The organism is Nocardioides sp. (assembly GCF_030149505.1).
Lineage (GTDB): Bacteria > Actinomycetota > Actinomycetes > Propionibacteriales > Nocardioidaceae > Nocardioides.
The window spans coordinates 1-16,813 of sequence record NZ_JASBRN010000084.1; the positions used below are offsets into that span (position 1 = coordinate 1).

The 16,813-nt window shown below is 73.8% G+C and carries 16 protein-coding genes and 1 riboswitch; of the genes, 5 read left to right on the forward strand and 11 right to left on the reverse strand.

Going from position 1 to position 16,813, the window contains the following annotated elements; genetic code table 11:
• Positions 1 to 138: 138 nt before the first annotated feature.
• Together Q1V71_RS19450 and Q1V71_RS19455 are read right to left on the reverse strand one after the other, a co-directional pair.
• Positions 139 to 612, reverse strand: coding sequence for an aminoglycoside phosphotransferase family protein (locus tag Q1V71_RS19450; RefSeq protein WP_300646026.1), 474 nt, complete (start codon positions 610 to 612; stop codon positions 139 to 141).
• Entirely contained in the window at positions 609 to 1,196 is a 588-nt protein-coding gene (locus Q1V71_RS19455) for an NTP transferase domain-containing protein (protein WP_300646027.1), read from the reverse strand. Before Q1V71_RS19455 ends, Q1V71_RS19450 begins: the two co-directional genes overlap by 4 nt.
• A gap of 547 nt (positions 1,197 to 1,743) precedes the next feature.
• Between Q1V71_RS19455 and Q1V71_RS19460 the strand changes: the two genes are divergently transcribed.
• Positions 1,744 to 2,874, forward strand: a complete 1,131-nt coding sequence (locus tag Q1V71_RS19460) for a DUF2786 domain-containing protein (protein ID WP_300646030.1) — start codon at positions 1,744 to 1,746, stop codon at positions 2,872 to 2,874.
• A gap of 107 nt (positions 2,875 to 2,981) precedes the next feature.
• Here Q1V71_RS19460 and groL read toward each other — a convergent pair whose 3' ends face one another.
• Both groL and Q1V71_RS19470 read right to left on the reverse strand, forming a co-directional pair.
• Positions 2,982 to 4,610 (reverse strand): chaperonin GroEL, encoded by a 1,629-nt coding sequence (groL, locus tag Q1V71_RS19465; protein ID WP_300646033.1) that lies wholly within the window; start codon positions 4,608 to 4,610, stop codon positions 2,982 to 2,984.
• 205 nt (positions 4,611 to 4,815) lie between these two features.
• Entirely contained in the window at positions 4,816 to 5,685 is an 870-nt protein-coding gene (locus Q1V71_RS19470) for a hypothetical protein (RefSeq protein WP_300646035.1), read from the reverse strand.
• 101 nt (positions 5,686 to 5,786) lie between these two features.
• Between Q1V71_RS19470 and Q1V71_RS19475 the strand changes: the two genes are divergently transcribed.
• Together Q1V71_RS19475 and Q1V71_RS19480 are read left to right on the forward strand one after the other, a co-directional pair.
• Positions 5,787 to 6,941 carry a DUF2157 domain-containing protein gene (locus Q1V71_RS19475; protein WP_300646038.1) on the forward strand — a complete coding sequence of 385 codons (1,155 nt, stop codon included), beginning with the start codon at positions 5,787 to 5,789 and terminating at the stop codon, positions 6,939 to 6,941.
• 17 nt (positions 6,942 to 6,958) lie between these two features.
• Complete coding sequence (locus Q1V71_RS19480) at positions 6,959 to 7,429, forward strand: GDYXXLXY domain-containing protein (RefSeq protein WP_300646040.1); 471 nt, start codon at positions 6,959 to 6,961, stop codon at positions 7,427 to 7,429.
• An 86-nt stretch (positions 7,430 to 7,515) separates the two neighbouring features.
• On the opposite strand, the gene Q1V71_RS19485 is transcribed toward Q1V71_RS19480, so the two are convergent.
• The 4 genes from Q1V71_RS19485 to Q1V71_RS19500 all read right to left on the reverse strand — a co-directional run bounded on the left by Q1V71_RS19485 (position 7,516) and on the right by Q1V71_RS19500 (position 11,835).
• The gene (locus Q1V71_RS19485) at positions 7,516 to 8,031 is read right to left on the reverse strand and encodes an SRPBCC family protein (protein ID WP_300646043.1); all 516 of its coding nucleotides are present in this window, start codon (positions 8,029 to 8,031) and stop codon (positions 7,516 to 7,518) included.
• 3 nt (positions 8,032 to 8,034) lie between these two features.
• On the reverse strand, positions 8,035 to 8,310 hold the full coding sequence (locus tag Q1V71_RS19490) for a MoaD/ThiS family protein (RefSeq protein WP_300646046.1): 276 nt from the start codon (positions 8,308 to 8,310) through the stop codon (positions 8,035 to 8,037).
• A 33-nt stretch (positions 8,311 to 8,343) separates the two neighbouring features.
• Positions 8,344 to 9,633: a threonine synthase gene (thrC, locus tag Q1V71_RS19495; RefSeq protein ID WP_300646048.1), complete on the reverse strand. Its 1,290-nt coding sequence runs from the start codon at positions 9,631 to 9,633 to the stop codon at positions 8,344 to 8,346.
• A gap of 10 nt (positions 9,634 to 9,643) precedes the next feature.
• Positions 9,644 to 9,792: riboswitch (SAM riboswitch) on the reverse strand.
• 93 nt (positions 9,793 to 9,885) lie between these two features.
• A complete protein-coding gene (locus Q1V71_RS19500) occupies positions 9,886 to 11,835 on the reverse strand; it encodes a serine/threonine-protein kinase (RefSeq protein WP_300646051.1) in 1,950 nt (649 codons plus the stop codon).
• Between the two features lie 208 nt (positions 11,836 to 12,043).
• Between Q1V71_RS19500 and Q1V71_RS19505 the strand changes: the two genes are divergently transcribed.
• Positions 12,044 to 13,450, forward strand: coding sequence for a hypothetical protein (locus tag Q1V71_RS19505; RefSeq protein WP_300646054.1), 1,407 nt, complete (start codon positions 12,044 to 12,046; stop codon positions 13,448 to 13,450).
• A 173-nt stretch (positions 13,451 to 13,623) separates the two neighbouring features.
• On the opposite strand, the gene otsB is transcribed toward Q1V71_RS19505, so the two are convergent.
• From otsB to Q1V71_RS19520, 3 genes are all read right to left on the reverse strand, one after another.
• The gene (otsB, locus tag Q1V71_RS19510) at positions 13,624 to 14,469 is read right to left on the reverse strand and encodes a trehalose-phosphatase (RefSeq protein ID WP_300646056.1); all 846 of its coding nucleotides are present in this window, start codon (positions 14,467 to 14,469) and stop codon (positions 13,624 to 13,626) included.
• Positions 14,470 to 14,535: 66 nt separating this feature from the next.
• Positions 14,536 to 15,045, reverse strand: coding sequence for a LytR C-terminal domain-containing protein (locus Q1V71_RS19515; protein ID WP_300646058.1), 510 nt, complete (start codon positions 15,043 to 15,045; stop codon positions 14,536 to 14,538).
• Between the two features lie 4 nt (positions 15,046 to 15,049).
• Entirely contained in the window at positions 15,050 to 15,349 is a 300-nt protein-coding gene (locus Q1V71_RS19520; RefSeq protein ID WP_300646061.1) for a DUF3263 domain-containing protein, read from the reverse strand.
• 122 nt (positions 15,350 to 15,471) lie between these two features.
• Here Q1V71_RS19520 and Q1V71_RS19525 point away from each other — a divergent pair, with 122 nt between their 5' ends.
• Positions 15,472 to 16,539 carry a Gfo/Idh/MocA family oxidoreductase gene (locus Q1V71_RS19525; RefSeq protein WP_300646063.1) on the forward strand — a complete coding sequence of 356 codons (1,068 nt, stop codon included), beginning with the start codon at positions 15,472 to 15,474 and terminating at the stop codon, positions 16,537 to 16,539.
• Positions 16,540 to 16,813 lie beyond the last annotated feature (274 nt).

Below are 16,813 nucleotides of genomic sequence, written 5' to 3' on the forward strand. Positions count from 1 at the left end.
ACGAGCGACCTGCGCGATCGGCTTGTTGGTCTCTTCGACGATCCGGACAGCTCCCTCACGGAACTCCCGGTCGTACTTCTTCCGCTTCTCTGGCATCTCGATCCTCATTGTCGATGCCTCTACGGTCCGGGGGGAACCTCACGTCCGTCCGGAGAGATCCGCCGGCTCGGCGGGGTCGAGCCTCCACGCGAGGAGGAGCGTGTCGGCGAGGAGCAGGATCTTGTCCTCCGGCGGAAGCGGGGTGCGCTCCAACTGCTCCCCCAGCCGCTCGAGGAGCAGCGTCCCGGTCACGGGGTCGTGGGCGTGCAGCCGGACGTACCCGCGGCCCTCCGCCGCCGCCAGCACCTCCGGCACCTGGCGTTCGCCTGCCTGGTCCGGCGTGGGCACCTTGAGCACCCGCTGCTCCCCGGCCGTGGTGGTCACGCCGACGACGTACGAGGCCGAGCCGCCCGGCAGCCCGCGGCCCAGCGTCAGGTCCCAGCGCGCAGCGAGCTCGTCGAGCACGCGGGGCAGGTCCGCGACCCAGGCGCGACCGGCCTCGCCCAGGCGCTCGACCCGGCCGCGGGTCAGCGGCTGCAGCCGCGGTCCGCCGTCGCCGGCGCGGGGACTCACGCGTCGGCGTCGCGCTGGTGGCCCGGCGACCCGGGGAGGGAGTCGACGTCCTCACCACCGGCGAGGTCGCAGCACTCCACGAGCAGGACGTCGGCGGAGGCGAGCAGGTCGCGCGCACCCCGGTCTCCGCGGGCGACGTCCCGAACGCCCGCCCAGTGGTCACGACCGATCAGCACGGGGTGGCCCGGCTCCCCGTCGTACGACGCCCGCGCGAGCGCTTCCCCACGCCCGGTCTCCGCGGCCGCGACGACCCGCGCCACGACGGCCGGCACGAGGTCGGGCAGGTCCACGAGGGTGACGACGACCTGCTCCACGCTGGCGGCGTCCAGGGCGGCCAGCCCTGCCCGCAGTGAGGCCCCCATCCCCTCGGCCCAGTCCTCGGCGAGGACGGCGCGCACGCCGGGCGGGAGCAGGTCGGCCGCCTCGGGCGCGGCACCGAGCACCACGACCACCGGGTCGCACCCGCCCTCGCGCAGCACTGCGACAGCCCGCTGCAGCCAGGACCCGCGCTCGTCGTGCACCAGCGCCTTGGGCCGTCCCATCCGGGAGCCGGCCCCGGCGGCGAGCAGCAGTCCGGCGGGCACGACCCCGATCATGCCGGGTCGAGGTGCGGGTCGGCGTGCAGCAACGCGTCACACCGCATCCTGGGGCCTCCACCCGGACCTCGACGCTGCCTGGAGAGCGCCCGCTGGCATCGCGCCGCGGCTGCGGGCACCTGGCGACCTCGGGGACGAGGCACCGAGGGCTGTGGACGAGCACCAGCCGATGCCGGTGGAGCCTCCTAGGCTCGCCCGGTCGGGAGGAGCCGGGATGAGCAGGAAGAGCCAGTCGCGCAGAGCGGCGAGGAGCAAGGACCGTGCCCGCCAGCGGGCACGCGACCAGCACGCAGCACGAGGACGGCCAGGTGCGGAGGACGCACCACCCTCCTCGCCGGTGGACCCGAGAGGCCCGACTCCCCCCTCGCCTCCGCGTGCCCAGGGGCCCCCGTCACCCTTCGGTGACCCTGCTTCCGCCACGCGGTCGCGCCACACGCCTTCGCCACCGGACCCGGAGCACGAGGCACTGCTGCTGTGGACCCGGATCCTCCAGGACTCGAGCACGCACGGTCGGGCGACGCCTCGCCCGCAGCACGTGGCCGGTCTGCAGGCGCTACCGGCCGCGCCGGTCGAGCGGACCGCCGAGCTCCTGGTCGCCGACCAGGTGGAGGCGCTGGTGCGCCATGGGTGGCAACCCGCCGAGATCCACCGGGTGGCGCGGCGTCTGCACACCGTCACGGGGCGACTCGTCGCGGTCCACCTGCGCCACCACCTCGACGACCACCTCCGCAGGCACGGTGAGGATCTGGTCGATCCGAGGTGGCGCGACCAGGTGGACGGCCTCGGCGAGGCGTCTCCAGGCCCGCGGTGGTACGCCGCGTGGCGCGAGCGGTGCCGCCTGGATCCCGGCACGGCCTATCACCGCACGGGGGAGCTGCTGGTCCGGCTCGGCGCTCTGCCGGCACTGCACGCACTCCTCCGGCCTCCCGGGGACGTGACCTCGTCGCACGTGGTGGCGAGTGCCTCCGACCCGGTGCTGCAGAAGGTGCGCGGTCTGCTGGCCAAGGCCGAGTCGACCGAGTTCGAGGCGGAGGCGGCAGCCCTCACTGCCAAGGCCCAGGAGCTGATGACCCGCCACGCGATCGACCGCGCCGCGCTCCACGTCGGGCAGACGGTCGGTCGACCCAGCATCATCCGAGTCGCCATCGAGGCGCCGTACGTCGACCCGAAGTCCCTCCTGCTCCAGCTGGTCGCCGCCCAGACTCGCTGCAGGACCGTGTTCCTGAGCGGCCTCGACATGAGCGAGGTCATCGGCTTCCCCGCCGACCTCGACGCCGTGGAGGTGCTCTTCACCTCGCTCCTGGTCCAGGCCCAGCGGGCACTGGCCGAGGCCGGGAGCGCCGGCGGCGCGTACGCCCGCACGCGTTCCTCGAGCTTCCGCGCCACGTTCCTGCGCTCCTACGCGATCCGGATCGGCGAACGGCTCGCGGAGACCAACGCGCACGTGATGGCGGGCAGCCGCGCCGACTCGGCACGCTACCTGCCGGTGCTGCGTTCCCAGGAGGAGGCGATCGAGGAGCACGTCGCGCGCGAGTACGGCACCTTGTCCAGCGGACCGCTGCGCGGAGGCTACGACCACGCCGGGGCCACGAGGGGCCGATGGGCTGCGGACCAGGCCCAGCTGAACGGCGGCCACCTCGACCCGGGGTCGCCAGCCTCCTCGTAGGCGGCGGATGTCATCGCGGGGCCGTCCGATGTCGGCCAGGAACGCCAGGAGGCCCCGGCCGCTCGCGCGACCGGGGCCTCCCGGGTGGTGCTGTGGAACAGGTGGACTCAGAAGTCCATGCCGCCCATGCCGCCGTCGCCGCCGGGCATCGGGGCAGCCTTCTCGGGCTTGTCCGCGACGACCGCCTCGGTGGTGAGGAAGAGCGCCGCGATGGAGGCGGCGTTCTGCAGCGCGCTGCGGGTCACCTTGGCGGGGTCGATGATGCCGGACTTCAGCATGTCGACGTACTCGCCGGTGGCCGCGTTGAGGCCGTGGCCCGGGGTCAGGTTGCGCACCTTCTCCGCCACGACGCCGCCCTCGAGGCCGGCGTTGATCGCGATCTGCTTGAGCGGGGCCTCGGTGGCCAGGCGCACGATGTTGGCACCGGTGGCCTCGTCACCCTCGAGCTCGAGCTTGTCGAAGGCGCCCGCGGCGGCCTGGATGAGGGCCACGCCGCCACCGGCGACGATGCCCTCCTCGACGGCAGCCTTGGCGTTGCGCACGGCGTCCTCGATGCGGTGCTTGCGCTCCTTGAGCTCGACCTCCGTGGCCGCGCCGACCTTGATGACGGCCACGCCGCCGGCCAGCTTGGCGAGGCGCTCCTGGAGCTTCTCGCGGTCGTAGTCGGAGTCCGACTTCTCGATCTCGGCGCGGATCTGGTTGACCCGGCCCTCGATCTGCTGCGCGTCGCCGGCACCCTCGACGATGGTGGTCTCGTCCTTGGTGATGACGACCTTGCGGGCCTGGCCGAGCAGCTCGAGCCCGGTGTTCTCCAGCTTGAGGCCGACCTCCTCGGAGATGACCTGGCCGCCGGTGAGGATCGCGATGTCCTGCAGCATGGCCTTGCGGCGGTCACCGAAGCCCGGGGCCTTGACGGCGACGGACTTGAAGGTGCCACGGATCTTGTTGACGACCAGGGTCGACAGCGCCTCGCCGTCGGTGTCCTCGGCGATGATCAGCAGCGGCTTGCCCGACTGCATGACCTTCTCGAGGATCGGCAGCAGGTCCTTGACGTTGGAGACCTTCTGGTTGGCGATGAGGATGTAGGGGTCCTCGAGGACGGCCTCCATGCGCTCCATGTCGGTCGCGAAGTACGCCGAGATGTAGCCCTTGTCGAAGCGCATGCCCTCGGTGAGCTCGAGGTCGATGCCGAAGGTGTTCGACTCCTCGACCGTGATCACGCCCTCCTTGCCGACCTTGTCCATCGCCTCGGCGATGGCGTCACCGACGGTGGTGTCGCCACCGGCGGAGATGGTCGCGGTGGCCGCGATCTGCTCACGGGTCTCGATGTCGGTCGCCATCCCGAGGAGCTTCTCGGAGACGGCGGCCACGGCGGCCTCGATGCCGCGCTTGAGCCCCATCGGGTTCGCGCCGGCGGCCACGTTGCGCAGGCCCTCACGGACCATCGCCTGGGCCAGCACGGTGGCGGTGGTGGTGCCGTCGCCCGCGACGTCGTCGGTCTTCTTGGCGACCTCCTTGACGAGCTCGGCGCCGATCTTCTCGTAGGGGTCCTCGAGCTCGATCTCCTTGGCGATGGACACACCGTCGTTGGTGATCGTGGGGGCGCCCCACTTCTTCTCCAGCACGACGTTGCGGCCCTTGGGACCGAGGGTCACCTTGACGGCGTCGGCGAGGGTGTTCATGCCCCGCTCGAGGCCGCGACGGGCCTCCTCGTCGAATGCAATCAGCTTCGGCATAACTCCTGCGATCTCCTCGCAACATAAGAGTTGTGGAGGTCCGGTCAGTCGCCCGCGACGGACGGCCGCGCCACCGACGGACCCTTCCCGCCGATGGGGTGCGACCTCGACTCCCCGGACCGGGGTGTCTTGGCACTCTCATGAGGAGAGTGCCACCGTCATGTTTAGCACTCGCACCCAGCGAGTGCAAACGGCTCCTGGCTGCTCAGCGCCCCTCGAGCACGCCGGCGACCGTGACGGCGAAGTGCCCGGCGTTGGCGGGGTGCACGTCCAGGTAGAGCCCGGGCTCGATCAGCTCCAGCTCGCTGACCGCGAGCGTGCCGTCGGCCAGCCGCATCAGGTCGACCCGGGCGTAGGGCAGCTCCCGCCCCAGCCGACGTACGACGGCCTCGACCGCCGCGAGGGAGACCTCGACCGCCTCGGCGCGCAGCTCGACCGGGCGCGAGCGTCCCCCGAAGTGCTCGTGCACCCGCACCTCGCCGGTGGCCGGCACCTTGTCCACCTGGCTGGTCGGGCGGCCCCCGAGCACGAAGACCGACGTCTCCCCCTCGGTCCGCACCGACTCGACCACCGGCTGCACGACCCACGGCCCGGCCGTGAGGTGCTCCAGGCGCGGGTCGCTGAGGGAGTCCGCGAGCACCACACCGACCCCGCCCGCCCCGGTGCGCGGCTTGACCAGCACGGTCCCGAGCTCCTCGATCGCCGTCCGCAGCGTCGGCACCAGGTCGCGGTCCTCGAGCAGCCGGGTCGGCACGACCGGCACCGCCGGATGACCGTCCGCGAGCTCGAGCAGGTAGGACTTGTCGGCGTTCCAGGCGAAGACCTCGGCGCCGTTGAGCAGCGGCACCTGCGCCTCGACCGACCGGGCCCAGCCCAGGAACTCCGGCAGCCGCCGGTGGTAGTCCCACGTCGAGCGCACCGCCACGAGGTCGGCGGCCGCCCAGTCCACGGCCGGGTCGTCCCAGACCACCCACCTCGCACCGACGCCCCGCTCCGCCAGCGCGGCCGGCAGCAGGTGGCCGGCCTCCTCGCCGTCGGGCAGCAGCGCGCAGGTGACCAGCAGCACGGTGGGCATGCGCGCCACCCTAGGAGGGGGCGCCGGCCGGGACGGAGGTCCCGTCGACCTGAGCACGTCGACTCACGCAGCAACAGGCCCGACGGCGTCATGCTGTCCCCATGAGCACCATTCCTCCTGCGCGCCTGGAGTGGCTCGGCGAGCAGGTCCGGCTGTGGCAGGGCGACGGGACCATCGACGCGCGGCAGGCCGAGACGATCCTCGGGCGGTACGCCGCCTCGACCCGCCGGCTCCCCCTGGTGCGCCTGCTGACCGCGGTCGGCGGCCTCTTCGTGGGGGTCGGCGTCATCTGGCTGGTCGCGGCGAACATCGAGTCGCTCTCCCCCACCGTCCGCGTCGCCGCGGTGGCCGTGGTGTGGCTGGCCGCGCTCGTGGGCGCGGAGGTGCTCGCAGACCGCAACGCCGCCCCGCCCCTGGTCGGCGCGGTCCGCCTGCTCGCGGCGCTGCTCATCGGCGCCCTGGTCTTCCAGGCCGCGCAGACGCTGCAGGTGCCGGCGTACGAGCCGCTGCTGCTGGCGTGCTGGGCGGTCGCCGCGCTCGTGCACGCGTACGCCGTGGAGGCACTGCTCCCGCTGCTGGTCGCCGTCTCGACCGGCACGGTCTACGTGTTGTGGGCGAGCCTGGAGACCGCCTGGTCCGGGCTGGCCTTCGTGGTCTCGCTGGGCGGTTACGGCCTGGCGGCGCTGGCCGTCGCCGCGCTGCACGCCCGGTGGTTGCCGACCTTCGCGACCGCCTGGCGCGAGGTCGGCGCCCTGCTGGTGCTGGTCGCCGTGACCGTGGGCGCCTTCCCGCCGGTCGTGGCCGAGGACTGGGAACCCGGCACCGGCACCTGGGTGCTCCTCGCGGCGGCGGGGCTGCTGGGTGCCACGGGTCTGGTGCGCGGCACGGCCCTGGACCGGGCCGAGCTGGGCGTCGGCGCCGCGACGCTCGCCGGAGCGGCCGGGCTGGTGCTGTGGGAGGCCGGGGCCGACGGCACGGCGGACCTCAGCGGTGCCGACGTCACCCACGCCGTCCTGGGCATCACGCTGTGCGCCGGGGCCGCGATCGCCCTGGCCGTCGACGGGACGCTGCGCCCCAGCGGCCGCCTGACCGTCCTGGCCACGGCCGCGCTCGTGGTCGTGACGACGCTGCAGGCCTTCACCGTCTTCGCGCCGGTCCTCGAGGGTGCGTGGCTGTTCCTGGTGCTGGGGGTGGTGCTGGTCGGCACGGGCCTGGCCGTCGACCGTGGCCGGCGCCGCCTGGCAGAGGCTCTCTGAGGAAGGTGGGGACCACCATGATCAAGCGCACCCGTACCCGCATCGCCCTCGTGGCGGCGGTCCAGCTCGTGCTCGTCGGGGTCGCCGTCGCCCCGCGGCTCTCGGCGTACGCCACCGGGGAGGAGTACCTCCTGCAGGTCGCCGGGCTGGACCCGATCGACCCGTTCCGCGGCGCCTACACCCAGCTGGACTACCCCGACCTGCAGCTGGAGACCCGCCGCACGGTCGAGGGCGAGGTCTTCCTGCCGCTCGAGCAGCAGGACGACGGCACCTGGCGCTCCACCGCGGTGGTGACCGAGCGCCCCGACGAAGGGCCCTACCTCGCGTGCGAGGGCGGTTGGCGCCTCTCCTGCGGGATCGAGTCGTGGTTCACCTCCGACGACGAGGCCCGGCGGCTCGAAGGAGCGCTGGCCGCGGGCACCGGGACCGCCACGGTGAAGATCGACTCCCGGGGGCACGCCGTGCTGGTCGACCTCGACGCTGGATGAGCGCCGGCGCCACTCAGGTCGGCCCGGAGCTCGTCGGGCAGGAGCTGGGGGCCGGGCCCGTCGGCCGGTGAGGTCGTGCCCGGCCGTCAGCCCTGGGCGGTGAGCGCGCGCAGCCGACGCAGGAACCAGGCGAAGGTCTGGTCGAGCACGGGGCGCCCGAGCCGCACGCTCCAGCGCTGGGCGCCGGTCGGCCACATGGCCAGCGTCCAGGTCAGCCGGCACCCGGTCGCCGTGGGCTCCACCTCGTAGAGCTCGCCGAAGGCCTCTTGACCGGGGGCGTTGGTGGCGGTGAAGCAGAACGCCATCGCCCGCGGCGGGTCCCACAGGAGGAACTCCTCCTCACCGACGATGCCGCCGCGCATGTGGACGGTGCGGGTGGTCCCGACACCGATGTCGCCCCGGTCGGCCCCCGGGCTGGTCCACTCCACCCGGGTGATGGCCTTGGCCCACCGCGGCCAGGCGGAGGCGTCGGCCAGGACCTCGAACAGCCGCTCCGGGCTGGTGGTGAGGTCGACGCTGTTGGTGAAGCGCACCGGGGCGGTGCGGATCTCCTCGACCGTGACGCTGCGACAGGGGGTGAGCTCCTTCGACAGCCCCGGCACGGCTCAGCCGCCCGCGACCGCGGGGATGACCGAGACCTTGGCGCCGGCCGGGGTCGGGGTCGCGAGGTCGTCGAGGAAGCGCACGTCCTCGTCGCCGACGTAGACGTTGACGAAGCGGCGCAGGGCCCCGTTGTCGTCGAGGATCCGCGCCTTGATGCCGGGGTAGGAGGCGTCGAGGTCGTCGAGCACCTCGGCCAGGGTCGCGCCGGCGGCGCTCACCTCGGACTCACCACCGGTGTAGGTGCGCAGGATGGTGGGGACGCGGACGGAGACGCTCACGGCGACGGTGCTCCTGGGTCGGGCTGGGACGGGTCAGACGATGCCGGCGTCGGTGAACGCGGCGTACGTCGGCTTGATGGTCGCGGCGGCACCGACGTGGTCGGCGACCGCATCGAGGGTCTTCAGCCCCATGCCGGTGTTGATGACGACGGTCTCGAGCGAGGTGTCGAGCTGGCCGGTCTCGACGAGCTTCTTCAGCACGCCGACCGTGGTGCCGCCGGCGGTCTCGGTGAAGATCCCCTCGGTGCGGGCGAGCAGCAGGATGCCCTCGCGCACCTCCTCGTCGGTGATGTCCTCGACCGCGCCGCCGGTCTGGCGGCAGATGTCGAGGACGTAGATGCCGTCGGCGGGGTTGCCGATGGCCAGCGACTTGGCAATGGTGTCGGGCTTGACCGGGCGGATCGCGTCGACCCCGGCCTTGTAGGCGGCCGACACCGGCGAGCAACCGGTGGCCTGGGCACCGAAGATCTTGACCGGCTTGTCCTCGACCAGGCCGAGCTCGACCAGCTCGCGGAAGGCCTTGTGCACCTTGGTGAGCTGGGAGCCGGAGGCGACGGGGATGACGACCTGGTCGGGCAGGCGCCAGCCGAGCTGCTCGGCGATCTCGTAGCCGAGGGTCTTGGAGCCCTCGGCGTAGAACGGGCGGACGTTGACGTTGACGAACGCCCAGCCCTCCTCCTCGCCGGCGATCTCGGAGGCCAGCTTGTTGACGTCGTCGTAGTTGCCGTCGACGGCGACGAGGGAGTCGGTGTAGACCGCGGAGTTGACCTGCTTGGGCTTCTCGAGGTTGCTCGGGATGAAGACCACCGTCTTGATGCCGGCGCGCGCGCCCGCGGCGGCCACGGCGTTCGCGAGGTTGCCGGTCGAGGGGCAGGCGAAGACCTTGGCCTTCATCTCCACCGCCGCGCTGAGCGCGCAGGCCACCACGCGGTCCTTGAAGGAGTTCGTGGGGTTGGTGGAGTCGTCCTTGACCCACAGGCGCTCGATGCCGAGCTGCTTGCCGAGGTTGTGGGCCTGCAGCAGGCGGGTGAACCCGGGCTCGGTGTTGGGGCTCTGCTCGATGTCCTCGGGCACCGGCAGCAGCGCCTTGTAGCGCCAGATGTTGCGCGGGCCAGCCTCGATCTCCTCGCGGGTGATCGCGGGGAAGACGTAGGAGACCTCGAGCGGGCCGAAGCACTCCGGACACGCGTAGTGCGGGCCGAGCTCGACCTCGTGGCCGCACTCACGGCACGAGAGGCAGCGGGCGTTGCCGAAGGCGCCCTCGCGCAGCAGCGTGCCGGTGGCCGCCTCGGACACGGTCGGGTCGATGGTCGCAGTGCTCACTGAGTCCTCCTCCTCATCTTCCCCGGTCGCGTCTCTCGCGCCGGGCCGGAATTAGCACCGTTTCCACGAACCGCATCCGACCGGGCTGGTCGGGGGCGGAGGCTCGTGGCGGTTGCCGGGACTTCGTCGGGCCGTTCCCTCAGTCCCTCTCGATGAGCTGATCAGAACTGTACGGGCGGGCCCTCGGGACCGACGAACCGCTAGTCCGGGATGTGGACTCCCTGTCCACGATGCGGGACGAGGATGTGCGACTCAGGCGCAGGGCTCGCCGCAGAAGAGGCGGACAGGGGCGCTCGTCACACCGTCGACGCGCAGCCGGGCCGTGCCGGAGTCGGTGAGGATCGCGAAGTAGCGGTCGATGACGCCGCGACCGTTCTCGTCGACCTCCACCCGGCGGCAGAACTGCGCCCCGATCGCCGGGTCCTGGCACCAGGGCTGCGCCCCGACGGGGAGCACCTCCGCGCGCGGGGTCGTCCCGGGGGTCAGCCCCGCCACCCGCACGGCGTAGTAGGTGCAGGGGAAGACGGTCCCGTCGATCGTGCGCGTGCACGGGCGCTGCTCGCGGACCAGGGCGACGGTCGGCGGCTGCGAGCGTCCGCACCGTCGTACGCCGTCGACGGCGGAGCCGGCCACGCGCACCTGCACGCAGGCGCGCTCGGCGCCGCGCGTCGTCCTCACGTCGAGAGCCCCTGGCTGGACCGAGCGCCAGCCCGCGCCGGTGTCGACCTCGAGCGGCACGTCCTCGACCGGCTCGCCGTCGACCTCGACGGCGACCTCGAAGCGCACCGAGCGGTACGCCGGCTCGGCGGCGACCACGGGGCGCGCACCGGCGGGCGGGCTGCCCGCCTCGGCACTGGCGGTGGCGGTGGGGCTGCTGCTGCCGCTCGCGTCGGGGCCCGCGAGCGGCTCGTCGTCCTGGCCCCCGGCCAGGCCGAGCGCGGCGAGGCCGCCGACCAGCACCAGGGCCAGGACGGCCACGGCGACCAGGAGGACGCTGCGGCGGCCACCACGCTCGGGGCCGTCGTCCGCGCCGGGGGCGACGGACGGGGACCCGGGGGCGAGCGGCGGCGCGGTCGGCGGTGCGGTGGTGCGCGGGCTGTCGGCGGAAGCGCCCGAGCGGATCACCGTGCCGTGGTCGGCGAGGTCGCCGGACGGGCTCTCGGCGGGCCCGGGCTGCGCCGCAGGAGCGGGAGGAGCGGGAGGAGCGGCGGCGGGAGCAGGGGTCGCAGGGCGCACGGGGCCGGGGACCATCCGGGTCGCACCGCCCCCGTCGGTGCCGGTGCCGGTGCCGGTCGGGACTCCGCCTGCGCCCGTCCCACCCGGAGGGCCCGGGGCGGCCGGGACCGGACCGAGCCTGCCGGCGTCGAGGTCGCGCAGGATCGAGGCGACCTCCTCCCCCATCTCCTGCACGGAGGCGAAGCGACGGCCGGGGTCCTTGTCCATCGCGCGCTGCAGCAGCGCGTCGATCCGCTCGTCCAGCGGCGTACCCGTGCCGAGCTGGGGGACGGCGTCCTGCACGTGGGAGGTGATGACCTGGAAGTCGGTGCCGGAGTAGGGGGCGTTGCCGGTGAGCGCGGCCCACAGCACGCAGCCGAGGCTGTAGAGGTCGCCGCGCTCGTCGGCGTCCGCGCCGAGGTGCCGCTCGGGCGCCATGTACGCCGGGCTGCCGACGATCCCGCCGGTGCGGGTCAGACCGGTGCCGTCGGCGGAGCCGTCGACGGCGATGCCGAAGTCGCAGAGGTAGGCCAGCAGCCGCCCCGAGCGCTCCCAGAGCAGCACGTTGGCCGGCTTGACGTCGCGGTGCACCACGCCGACGTCGTGGGCGTCGCCGAGCGCCTCGCAGAGCTGGGCGGCGACGCTGAGGGCCTCGCGCCGGTCGAGGGCGCCGCGCAGGGCCAGCCGGTTGCGCAGGTCACCGTCGGGGAAGAGCTCGGTGGTGAGGTAGACGGTGTCCTCGACCTGGCCGTACTCGTGGATGTGCACGATGTGCCGCGAGCGCACCCGGGCCAGCAGCGCGGCCTCGCGGGCGAACCGCTCCCGGTAGGCGTCGCGGTCGACCAGGGCGGGCGAGACGACCTTGAGCGCGATCCGGCGGTCCAGCGTGGTGTCGAGGGCCTCGAAGACCGTGCCCATGCCGCCCTCACCGAGCCGGCGCAGGACGCGGTAGCGCCCCGCGTACACCTCGCCGATCGTGGGGACCACGCCGCTGCCCACCCCTCCTCGAGCTCTGCCGGAGCGGACCACCCGCACCGGCGGAGGACTACCCCGTCCTCGACCGGGCCACGCCACCCCGGTGTGGTGGACCAGAACGCCGGCGCGGCAAGGTTAAGCCAGGTGGTCGCGAGGGTAGGAAGCCGCGCGACACCGCGCGCGGGCAGACGCGCACGGGGAGCGGGACGAGGAGCGGCACGTGAAGACTTCGGCACGGAGCACCGGGCGGGTGGCGACGGCGACGGCCGCGCTGTCGACCGCACTGGTGACAGGACTGGCATCGGTGCTGGCGGTGGGCCTCACCGTCGGCACGGCACCGAGCGCGTCGGCGGCGACCACGGTTGCCGTGGACGGCAACCGCTTCGGCGCGGCCGGGCTGGACGAGGTCCGCCTGGACTGCAACGCCCCGGAGGTCGCCACGACCGGCCGCGCCACGCTGCGCCACGTCATCGGCAACGGCACCCCGCTCGGCCTGCGGGCCGCTCGCTACGAGCGCACCGATGCCACCGGGGGCGTCGGTCCGGTCGCCGAGGTCGACGACCCCACGACGATCACGTCCTTGCGCATCCAGCTCCGCCCGACGTCGGTGCCCTACTCCGTGGCCGGCGTGGTGCGCTACCGCCCCGACGACACCGACACGACGTGGTGGGGCGTCACGACCTTCGCCCCCGACTACGACACCGCGTGGCACACCGTCGAGGCAGCACAGCGCGCCTTCGAGTGGACCGAGGTGGGTCCCGACGGCCGCGAGGTCTCCTCCGCCGGCGTGCAGACGCTCTCCTCCTTCTTCGCCACGCGCACCGCGCCCGGCAGCCACGAGGTCGGCTTCCTCCTGGGCTGCAGCGGCGGGGAGGCCCTCTTCGACGGCCTCGCCGTGACCGACGCCTCCGGTGAGCGGGTCTTCGACTTCGAGGGCGGCTCGACCTCGGCCGACCTCAGCCTGTCGACCAAGACCGCCCGCTACGGGAGCCGCGTCAAGGCGCGCACCACGGTCCGCACCCAGCAGTCCGGCGAGCAGCTGGTCATCCTGGAGCGTCGGGCGTTCGACGGCACGGTCAGCCAGGTCAAGGGCGAGTTCGTCGACCAGGGCAAGGACGTCATCCGGTTCAAGGCGAAGGCCGGCGGCTCCTACCGGCTCCGGGTCCCCGACAGCGACGACAACGACGGCAGCACCTCGGCGTGGAAGCGGCTGCGGGTGCCCTCGAAGGTCACGGCGTCCCCCTCGACCCGCTCGGTCCAGAAGGGCCGCACCTTCAAGGTGTCGGGCAGCATCGCCCCGTCGGCCAGCGGCACGGTGACCGTGTGGCGCAAGGCTGGCGGCCGCTGGGTCAAGGCCGCCTCGAGCCGGTGGTCGGGCGGGCGGTTCGCCCTCAAGGTGAAGGCCACCACCACCGGGTCGCAGGTCTACCGCGTCCGCACCCCCAAGACCGACCGCAACGACCCCGGCACCTCCGGCACGTTCGGCGTCTTCGTCAGCGCCCCGCCCTCCGGCGGCGGTGGCGGCGGAGGCACCGGTGGTGGAGACGGCGGCGGTGGCGGCGGCGGCGGCGGTGGCGGTGGCGGTGGCGAGGAGCCGCCCGAGGGCCCGCAGCGCCCCACGGCCTGAGCCCGGCCGCCCACCGACCTCCAGCGGCTCCAGCACGACACGGCCCGTCCCCGCACGTCGGGGGCGGGCCGTCGTACGTCGTGGGGCGCACGTGGGTGGCCAAGCGGTCAGGACCTCGCGGTAGACCTGCCCGCTCGCGGCTTCGGAGCAGGAGGCGCGAGGTGGTTGCAGAGTCAGGTGCGTGCGGCCCGGGCGTCCTCGGTGAGCCGACCGAGCAGCCCGAGCACCCCGTCGGGCCCGGGCACGACCAGGTCGGCGAGCTCCTGGAGCGCGGACTCCTCCGGCGAGGCCGAGCAGACGCGCAGCGTCGCGATGCCCTCCGCGGCCAGCTCGCCGAGCGCCTCGAAGGCCTGGAGGTCCCCGAGGTCGTCCCCGGCGAAGAGGAAGCCCCCGGCCTGGAGCTCCTCGGCGAGGGTCCTGACGGCGACGCCCTTGTGCATCCCCGGCGAGCGCACCTCGACCACGTTGCGGCCGGGCTCGACGACGAGGTCGTGCCGCTCGGCCAGCGCGGTCAGGGCGGGCAGGAGCGCGGTGAAGGCCTCCTCCGGCTCCGGCAGCCGGCGGGTGTGGACCGCGACCGCGAGCCCCTTGTCCTCGACGTACGCCGCGGACGCGCCGCGCTCGCGCAGGAGCCGTGGCAGCTCGCGCTCGAAGGTGGCCAGCCCGCGCGGCGGGCGCGGCGAGAGGATCCGACGGCGGCCCGAGGACCAGCGCTCGTTGCCGTACTGACCGAAGACGTGCAGCTCGCTGCCGGCCTCGGCCATCGCCGTGCCGACCTCCTCCAGACCCCCGAGGTCGAGCACCTGGCGGGCGGGGCGGCCGGTGATCACCGCGACGGCGCGCACCTCGCGGGACAGCGCGACGAGCACGTCGCGCGCTGCCGGGTGGATGTGCGCCCGCTCGGGGTCGTCGACGATTGGCGACAGGGTCCCGTCGAAGTCCAGCCCGACGACGGTCGCGGCGGCGGGGCGGACGAGGGCGGCGTACCGCTGCTCACCCTCCGGCGAGGTCACGTCCATGGGGAGGAGTCCATCACGGCCCGACCCTCCCGTCCGGGTGGTGGCCGCCGGCCGCGAGCGGTGGGGTCAGTCCAGCTCGCCGGTGAGGATCAGCGTGAGCCGGTCCATCCGCATGGGGGCGACGGCCGCGGCGGTGCGCTCCACGCCCAGGTCGAGGGCGAGCATCTTCGCGGCCTGCTCGAGGCGGGGCGGGAAGTAGACGGTGGTGCTGGGGATCGTGCCGTACCAGTTGTCGGTGCCGACGACCTGCCAGCCGGCGCCGGTGGCGCGGGTGGCGACGCGGGAGGCCAGGCCGGTGACGGGAGAGTTGTTGTAGACCTCCACGATCACCTCGCCCCGCTCGACGGCCGGCTCGGGCGCCTGGGTCTTCTTCGGCTTCGGCTTCGACGTCTCGGTGGGCGTGGCCGACGGGGTCGCGGCGTCGCGGGCGGCCGGGGTGATCTCGCGCTCGGTCGGCTCCCCGCCCCGGGTGGCGACGAAGGCGATGGCGGCCATCGCCACCGCGATGACCGAGAGCATCACCAGCGGGGAGGGCAGGACCACGCCCCGCTGGTCGCGTGCGCGGCGGGAGGCCACGGCCTCAGACCTCGAAGCCGAGACGGCGGGCGGAGCGCTGGCGCTGGCGGGCAGCGCGCAGCCGGCGCAGCCGGCGGACCAGCAGCGGGTCGGCCTCGAGCGCCTCGGGCCGGTCGATGAGCGCGTTGAGGACCTGGTAGTAGCGCGTCGAGCTCATGTCGAACTTCTCGCGGACCGCGGTCTCCTTGGCGCCGGCGTACTTCCACCACTGGCGCTCGAACTCCAGGATGTCGCGGTCGCGCTCCGACAGCGCGTCGGAGCCGGCGGGCGTCTCGAGGCTGGGTGCGTGGGCCTGTGGCTCCATGGCGACTTCTCCGCAGGTGGGGTTGGGGTGGTCTCCCCGTACTGTAGAGCACGGAATCACACCTGTGTGATTAGACCGCCGCACGCGCCGGAGCCGGTCCGGACCGCCATTAGGGTGCTGGCGTGCCGACGCCCCGCGAGACCCCCGCGCCGACCCGGTCCGTCGACGCCACGGAGGCGGTGCGCTGGGGCTTCCTGGCCACCGGCAAGATCGCCCGCTCGGTGGCGGCCGACCTGGCCCTGGTCCCCACCTCCCGGCTAGTCGCCGTCGGCGCCCGTCGCCAGGAGTCCGCCGACGCGTTCGTCGCCGAGCACGCCCCGGGCGCCCGCGCCCACGGCTCGTACGCCGACCTGGTGACCGACCCCGACGTCGAGGTCGTCTACGTCGCCTCGCCCCACGCCCTGCACCTCGAGCACGCCCGGATGGCGATCGAGGCCGGCAAGCACGTGCTGTGCGAGAAGCCGCTGACGCTCGACCTCCCCACGGCCACCGAGATGGTCCGGCTGGCCCGCGAGCACGACGTCTTCCTCATGGAGGCGATGTGGACCGCGTGCCACCCGGTCGTCCGCGAGGTCCGCCGCCGCCTGCTGGCCGGCGATCTCGGGACCCCGCGCCAGCTGCGCGCCGAGCTCGGCTTCGTCGTCGCGGCCGACCCCGACGACCGGCTGCTCGACCCCGCGCTCGGCGCCGGCGCCCTGCTCGACATGGGCATCTACCCCCTCACCCTCGCCCACCTCCTCCTCGGCGAGCCCGAGCAGCTGGTCGCCACCGCGGCCCTCTCCAAGCGCGGCGTCGACCTCGACGTCGCCATCGCCGGCCGCTACCCGGGCGGTGCCCTGGCCACCCTCTCGGCCTCGATGACCTCCTGGTCCGACCGCTCCGCCGCCCTCGCCACCGACCGCGGCCGCCTGGAGCTCCACGGCCAGTTCCACCACCCGGAGCGGGCCGTCTTCCGCCCCTTCCGCGCCGGTTCCACCAACGACGCCAGCGGCTACGACGAGCCGTTCGAGATCCACGGGGCCGAGCCCGTCATCGGCCGCGGCTACGCCCACGAGGTCGCCGAGGTCGACCGCTGCGTCCGCGCCGGCCTGCGCGAGAGCCCCCTGGTCCCGCACGCCCAGACCCTGGCCGTCATGGCCCAGCTCGACGACGTACGCCGCCAGGTCGGCGTGACCTACGCCAGGACCTGATCGGCCGCCGTCGAACCGGCGCCGACTCACGCTCGAACCAGCGCCGACTCACCCTCGAATCAGCGCCGAGTCACCGTCGAACCGGCGCCGAGTCAGCGACCGACCGACCCGGGAGGTGGGGCGCGCGGCGTGGCGGTCGGACGAGGCGCCCCCGGAGGAGCGTGGATGGGCCTGGCCCCCTTCTCGTGAGGGACGAACGAGAAGGGTGGTTGCGACGAAGGGGGCGCCTCCGGCCGACCGCGGCACCGCTCACCCACCCACCCGCCAGCACCCA

Bases quoted from the DNA above. Each gene is read 5' to 3' on its own strand.
- groL (WP_300646033.1), bottom strand. From the start codon at position 4,610: ATGCCGAAGCTGATTGCATTCGACGAGGAGGCCCGTCGCGGCCTCGAG.
- Q1V71_RS19470 (WP_300646035.1), bottom strand. From the start codon at position 5,685: ATGCCCACCGTGCTGCTGGTCACCTGCGCGCTGCTGCCCGACGGCGAG.
- Q1V71_RS19475 (WP_300646038.1), top strand. From the start codon at position 5,787: ATGAGCACCATTCCTCCTGCGCGCCTGGAGTGGCTCGGCGAGCAGGTC.
- Q1V71_RS19480 (WP_300646040.1), top strand. From the start codon at position 6,959: ATGATCAAGCGCACCCGTACCCGCATCGCCCTCGTGGCGGCGGTCCAG.
- otsB (WP_300646056.1), bottom strand. From the start codon at position 14,469: ATGGACGTGACCTCGCCGGAGGGTGAGCAGCGGTACGCCGCCCTCGTC.
- Q1V71_RS19520 (WP_300646061.1), bottom strand. From the start codon at position 15,349: ATGGAGCCACAGGCCCACGCACCCAGCCTCGAGACGCCCGCCGGCTCC.